1 protein-coding gene is annotated in these 1,511 nt (G+C 65.2%); it reads right to left on the reverse strand.

The window, feature by feature from the left end:
* Positions 1-33: 33 nt before the first annotated feature.
* Positions 34-1,416 carry an IS4 family transposase gene (locus BKG60_RS13630; RefSeq protein ID WP_318263478.1) on the reverse strand — a complete coding sequence of 461 codons (1,383 nt, stop codon included), beginning with the start codon at positions 1,414-1,416 and terminating at the stop codon, positions 34-36.
* Positions 1,417-1,511: the final 95 nt, after the last annotated feature.

The raw sequence follows: 1,511 nt of genomic DNA on the forward strand, positions 1-1,511 counted from the left end.
CAATGCCGCGCAGTTAGCGTGGGCGGCCTGTTGTCAACCGTCGAGGATTTCGATGGTGATGGTGGTTGTGTAGTTGGTGCGGTCGATGGCGCCTTTGGCTCGGTGTTTGGAGATGGCTCGTTTGACCACTCGGGGGCTGGAGCGTGATCGTCGGGCCGGTAGTGGCTGGTTGAGGACGGCTGCTCCGATGCGGCCGATCAGATCGACGGTGGTCGCTGTAATCGTGGCGGCGGCATGGATGACCTGGTCACGGGCGGCGTGCAGGGCCACGGTCAAACTGAGCCGGTCGGGGCTGATGGTGGGGTGGGCCAAGCTGGTATCGGCGATGGCGGTGCGCAGGGCCTGGTAGGTGATCAGTAGTGCGTAGACCTCTTGGGTGATGCCGGCGGGGGTCCCCGCGCGCAGTACGCGTCCGCCCAGGATGGTTGATTTCAGTTCCAGATAGCTGGTTTCGATCTCCCAGCGTTGGTGGTACAGGTTGACCAATTCGTTTGCGGAATACTGTGTTTCGTCGAGCAGTGTGGTGACCAGGCGGTAGTGACCGCAGCGGGTTGTCCCGCCGTCGAGTCGCACGTTGATGTGGGCGTCGATCACCCGCACGGTCACCGCTCCCATCCGTGCCAGCCAGGTGCGGTCGGGCAGGCGTTTGATTGGGGGCAGCACCCTGGTGTCTTTGCAGCGGATCAACAGGTCGGCGTGGGCTGCCACGATCTGTTCGGCCAGGGCGGTAACGGCGAAGTTGCGGTCGGCCAGCAGCAGCATGTCTGGTTTCAGGCAGCGCAACAGCGTTGGGGCGTAGGTGATTTCGCCGACCCGGTAGGAGCCGAACACGGCATCGATGACGGTGCGGGTGCCACACGCCACCACCGTCAGCAGGCGCAGCATCGGATACCCGGACTCGGCGTCGGGTCGGCCGGTTTGGCGGCCGAACGCTGCGGCGTTGGCGTCGCTGTTGGGCGCGAACATCGTGGTGCCGTCGATCGCACAGACCAACAACCCATGCCAGCGCGCCGCGCCGACAGCCGGGCCGCGCAGCAGGGTGAACAATTCGCGCAGCGGCGCCACGCCGACACGTCGGAATGCTTGTGACAGTGCCGAGGAACCCGGGGCGGCCACAGCGGCAGGATCCAGGCCGGCGACCAGCCGCGCCCAGACCTGCTGGTAGCCGATCTCGGCGAACAACGCCCCGGCTAGCAACAGGTAGACCACGACCCTCGATGGCAGCACCCGAACACGTCGCTGCACACCGCCGGTGGTCTGCAAAGCGGCATCGACGAGGTCAGCAGACACGATCTGGGTCAACTCGCCCAGATGGCCCGGCGCGAACCGGCCCTCACGCCCCGGCCCTGCACGACAGATGACAGACTGAACAGACAGCGGAACTCCCTGGTGTGATGGTGTCTTTGGACGGACAATCCATCGATACCGGGAGTTCCGCTGTCCTACTGGTACCCCACGCGGCGTGTCACACTTGCCACACCAGTCACGCGCTTAACTGCGCGGCATTGCCG

Source organism: Mycobacterium syngnathidarum, assembly GCF_001942625.1.
In the GTDB taxonomy this organism is placed as follows: Bacteria; Actinomycetota; Actinomycetes; order Mycobacteriales; family Mycobacteriaceae; genus Mycobacterium; species Mycobacterium syngnathidarum.